This window comes from Glaciimonas sp. GG7 (assembly GCF_052976905.1).
On sequence record NZ_JBRIIQ010000168.1, the window covers coordinates 1 to 5,017 of the forward strand.

A 5,017-nucleotide genomic window follows, 5' to 3' on the forward strand; every position below is an offset into this window, starting at 1 on the left:
GCAGTCGGTGATAGCTTCTCTAAGCGCCCGGTTCATCGAGCACGAATCGATCTGCCACCCAAACATTCTTGTTAATCGTCAACCGCGCACTATCAGCAAAGGCGATCGCTTGCCATTGCCCATCCAGCAGCGCCCCTAATGCATGGCGCAATTCAACCGAGCCGATATAGCCAGTGTCACCCGACAACGCCCCCATGTCATACGCACGCACGGTGTACATCCCACCAGCGGACATCTTCTCTGCCGAATCCAGATTAGTGTTAGCCACCTGCCCGGAGAACGATACAAACAATGAGTTGCTCTGCGTCAGGTTTTGCAAGCGTGACAGGCTCAGATTCCATTTTGAGAAACGCCCTTGCGACTTGGTTGTAGCGGCGTCGGCCAGCTTGGCTGAGGCATTATCAAAGCCGACCCGCCCTGTCGTCCAACCAGCGCTCCAGCTGTTAATCGCACCGCCCAGCAAGACATCACGCACGTCGCCGCTCAGCGCCAGATTCCAGTTTTCCAGATGACGGTCGGTCAGAATCGTGGTCGCGTCAATGTGGTCGCGCAGAGTTAATTGGTCGTATTGAAGTTGGCCGTAGACATTGACATCGCGAGTACGGATAAGCGGATGCTTGACCCACAGGCTGTCAACTTGTGCAGTACCGTGCGCGTCGAGCGGCCCGAGCGATTTGCCCAGACTGTAATGCAAGCCGGAATACGCGCCGCCGATGCGCGCGCCTTCACCATTGATCAACGCTTCGTAAGAAAGACGGCCATAGTTCATCGCGCCGCCTGAGGTCAGCACGTTAGCGCTAAGCACGTCGCCCAGATGCAAGGGATTGTTGATATTCAGGGTCGCACCAAAACGCCCGCGACCGGTATAGCGGTTGCCCGCATTGTCGATGACCGCATAACCGGACACCATCGGCCCAGCTTCTGCCTTGACCAGCAAATCGGATGTGCCGACCGTCTCACCGGGGGCCAGCGTTGCGCCGCTGACGACGCCGGGAATATCGGATAACAGCAAGAGCGCGTGGTCTAGTCTGGCTTGATCAATCTCTTGCCCGGCCTGTAAAGAAGCGAGGGTTTTTTCTAATAAAGAGAAGACCACACGGCTGCTGTTGACCAGACTAATGTTGCCGTAGCGTGCCTCTAATACTTGAATCGTGACCGTTCCGTCGCTGAGCTGTTGTGCCGGAATCACCGCCTGGGCCAGTGGATAGCCGTGACTATGGTAGTAGTCGGTAATGCGCCCGGCCAGTTGGCCCAGCTCTGTCAACGTGATGTTGCTGCCTTCCGCATTGGCAATCAAGGCGTGCAGCGTGGCCGCATCGAACACCGTGTTGCCGGTGATCACGATGGTCTTGACCATAAACGGCGCGCTCGTGGGCAGCGTGGCCGCGGCTTTCGGGACGATGGTTAAGCCGGTCGTAGCCGACGATGGCTCCGGCGGCATGATCGGCTGTATCTGTTGCAGGATGTCGCCAGCTCCGGGAATAACCGGGCCTGCGGCATGCGCTGCCAGCGGAAAGTACGCCATTAACAGAATGGCTAGCAACGGTTTGAGTGGAGTTTGAACAGGCTTCATGATTAATTACTTAGTTCGTTTCTGCGTTATGGAGACTAATCAGATTGATCGGCAGTTTTATCCGGCAATCGCTCGTTGATACAGCAGAAATATATCGACATTTGTCCATATATGTCGTCTGTCAGACGCAGACAGGCTGCTGGCGATTGCGACCATTAAATTAAAAATGGACTGCGCGATCGCTATTTCACCATCGGCAAAATAGACACTCGCCCAACCCATTTTTCACTTCAATCCGTCATACCGACGGCAACTTAATGCGCTGATGTAATACTGGCGCTTAATCCAGTTGGTTCAACTAGCGTGTAATCGCCTGCATTAGCGCCAGCCAAGGTGTAACCGCCAACGCTCACTGCCCGCACGCCTACATCTTTGAGTGCAAAAGTACCAACGCCGGTGCCACTGAGACTCACAACATCGTGGCCCAATGCGGCGACAGTGGCCTTACCGACCAATTTCGCAACAGTCGTGCCGTCATAGACTTTGCTGCTGGCGGTGAGGCCGGTGACATTTAATTGCGCTGCCGTGATCGTTGCCGATAAGCTAGTTGGCTCAACTAACGTGTAATCGGCGGCACTCGCGCCACCCAAGACATAACCACTAACTGTGACGGCTCTGCTGCCAACATCTTTGAGTGCAAAAGTGCCAACGCCAGTACCGGTGACGGTCACGACATCATGCGCTAGTGCTGCGACGGTAGCAGTACCGGCCAGCTTTGCAACAGTCGTGCCGTCATACACTTTGCCGCTGGCGGTAAGGCCGGTGACATTCAATTGTGCTGGCGTAATGGCTGCCAATAAGCTGGTTGGCTCAACTAACGTGTAATCGGCGGCATTCGCGCCAGCCAAGGCGTAACCGCTGACGGTGACGGCTCTGAGACCGACATCTTTGAGTGCAAAAGTGCCAACGCCAGTACCGGTGACGGTCACGACATCATGCGCTAGTGCTGCGACGGTAGCAGTACCGGCCAGCTTTGCAACAGTCGTGCCGTCATACACTTTGCCGCTGGCGGTAAGGCCGGTGACATTCAATTGTGCTGGCGTAATGGCTGCCAATAAGCTGGTTGGCTCAACTAACGTGTAATCGGCGGCATTCGCGCCAGCCAAGGCGTAACCGCTGACGGTGACGGCTCTGAGACCGACATCTTTGAGTGCAAAAGTGCCAACGCCAGTACCGGTGACGGTCACGACATCATGCGCTAGTGCTGCGACGGTAGCAGTACCGGCCAGCTTTGCAACAGTCGTGCCGTCATACACTTTGCCGCTGGCGGTAAGGCCGGTGACATTCAATTGTGCTGGCGTAATGGCTGCCAATAAGCTGGTTGGCTCAACTAACGTGTAATCGGCGGCATTCGCGCCAGCCAAGGCGTAACCGCTGACGGTGACGGCTCTGAGACCAACATCTTTGAGTGCAAAAGCACCAACGCCGGTGCCGGTGATGGTCACGACATCGTGGCCCAATGCAGCGACTGCGGCAGTACCGACTAGCTTGGCAACGGTGGTGGCGTCATACATTTTGCTGCTGGCGGTCACACCGGTGAGGTTCAGTTGGGCTTGATTAACCGTGAGCGCGCCGCTGTTGTAATTAATCAGGTAACCCTGTTGGTTGGAATACAGTCCGCTGGCGATGATGCTGTAACTGCCGGCATGAACAGCGGCGTTCCCCGAGAGGTCGCTGTAACTTACCGTACCTGCGAGGTTGCTATTGGGCGTGCTGGAATACGTCACGCCACTAGCCCCCGCATAGGCCTGCCCGTCATAGGTCTTGGTCGCATTGTTAGCCGTGACTGTGATCGCCGTCATGAATGCGCGCAGCAACGGATAGGTGTAGCCGTTATAGATGGCCCAGGTATTGGTGAAATCTCCGCCGGGATTGAGGTTGCCGTTGGCAGTGGTGGCCGAAGTGAAATTGGCTTGTTGCTTCATTTGAGCGCTCAGCATGCCGATGCCGCCTGATGAAGCTGTCTGGCCTGTTGTCGTGATATCCCAAAAGCTGTTGCTCACAGAATTGCTACTGCTGCCGATCAGACCGCCGACACTGCCATTGCCACTCACCTTGCCTGTGGCATAAGTGCCATTGACTGAACCACCGTTATACCCGATGAGTCCGCCATCGTAGGCGTAGTTTCCGTGCACGCTGCCCGTGGCATAACTATTGTTGACGTTGTTGCTGTTGGCACCGATCAGACCGCCGATTTCGCTACCACCACTCACACTGCCGCTGGCGTAACTCGTGTTAATCACGCTGGAGTTATTCCCGATGAGGCCGCCGACGTAGTTGTAGGTTCCGTTCACGCTGCCGGTGGCGTAACTGTTAGTGACCGTACCAAGGTTACTCACACCGATGAGGCCGCCGACGTAGCTAGAAGTACCACTTACGCTGCCGATTGCGTAACTATTGCTGATAACACCAAAGTTGTTAGTCCCGATAAGTCCGCCGACGTCGTCAGAGTTGCCGATCACATTGCCGAGGGCACGGCTGCTGCCAATTGACCCGTAGTAGTTATAACCGACGAGTCCGCCAACCGAGTAAGCCCCACTCACCATACCTATGGCGGTATTGTTATAAATAATTCCGCCGTCGTTGTCCCCGATAAGTCCGCCGACTCTTAAAGCCCCTACGACGTTAACAGTTGAGTAATTGTTCCTGACCGTGCCATCGTTGTGTCCTATCAATGCACCGACATATTCAAAGCCGCTCACACTCCCGCCGATTAATCCGACACTACGGATCACCGCAGTAGAACTGGTAGAGCCAAATAGCCCGACCGAGTAGGCTGATGGACGGTTGATCGTCAGATTACTGATCGCGTGGCCCAGGCCGTCGAAGACGCCGGTATAGGGAGTAACTGCGGTCCCGATGGGCATGAATCCCGTACCAGTATTCCACCCGGATGTGGTACTGGCATCGATGTTGCCGCCCAGCACATAGTTAGTACTTAGCGCACCCTCGACACCTTGCAAATCAGTACCCGTAATACTACCCGCAGCTCCCAGGCTATTGATGACGGTAAAGTTGCGCACTACCCCGTCTGAACCGATCAGGACGCTGTAGTTGTTTCCTGCAGGGAGGTTAATGACGGCATTGCGGGTGTAGACACTGGTATTGTTCAACGCCAACGCGCCCTGTCCGAACTGCACAGTCAGACTAGCGCTGCCGGAACCGTTCAGAACAGCGTTGATGTTGAGATTGTTTTGCGCGTTAAGCGTGAGTTTGTTGGCGCTCCAGCTCACGACATCATTGACGTTGACGGTGCCTGTGCTGCCGCTAACAGTGCCTGCGCTGCTCTTAATCGTCACAGCGTTATTCGCCAGACTCGCCGAGAGTGCCGCGCCGGTGATATCGCCGCCGCTCGCAGCAACGGTGTAGTCCGTCGGGTCGATCAGCCAGCTACATCGATTCGTGCTCGATGAACCGGGCGCTTAGAGAAGCTATCACCGACTG

Annotated in this window: 2 protein-coding genes; both read right to left on the reverse strand. The window is 55.6% G+C overall.

What is annotated here, in order from left to right:
- Positions 1 to 19 precede the first annotated feature (19 nt).
- The gene (locus ACVBEF_RS20510; RefSeq protein WP_447125758.1) at positions 20 to 1,573 is read right to left on the reverse strand and encodes a ShlB/FhaC/HecB family hemolysin secretion/activation protein; all 1,554 of its coding nucleotides are present in this window, start codon (positions 1,571 to 1,573) and stop codon (positions 20 to 22) included.
- A 254-nt stretch (positions 1,574 to 1,827) separates the two neighbouring features.
- Positions 1,828 to 4,872 (reverse strand): YDG domain-containing protein, encoded by a 3,045-nt coding sequence (locus ACVBEF_RS20515; protein ID WP_447125759.1) that lies wholly within the window; start codon positions 4,870 to 4,872, stop codon positions 1,828 to 1,830.
- Positions 4,873 to 5,017: the final 145 nt, after the last annotated feature.

What these genes read in the sequence shown, in the direction of transcription:
- ACVBEF_RS20510 (WP_447125758.1), bottom strand. Translation starts at nt 1,573, where the DNA reads ATGAAGCCTGTTCAAACTCCACTCAAACCGTTGCTAGCCATTCTGTTA.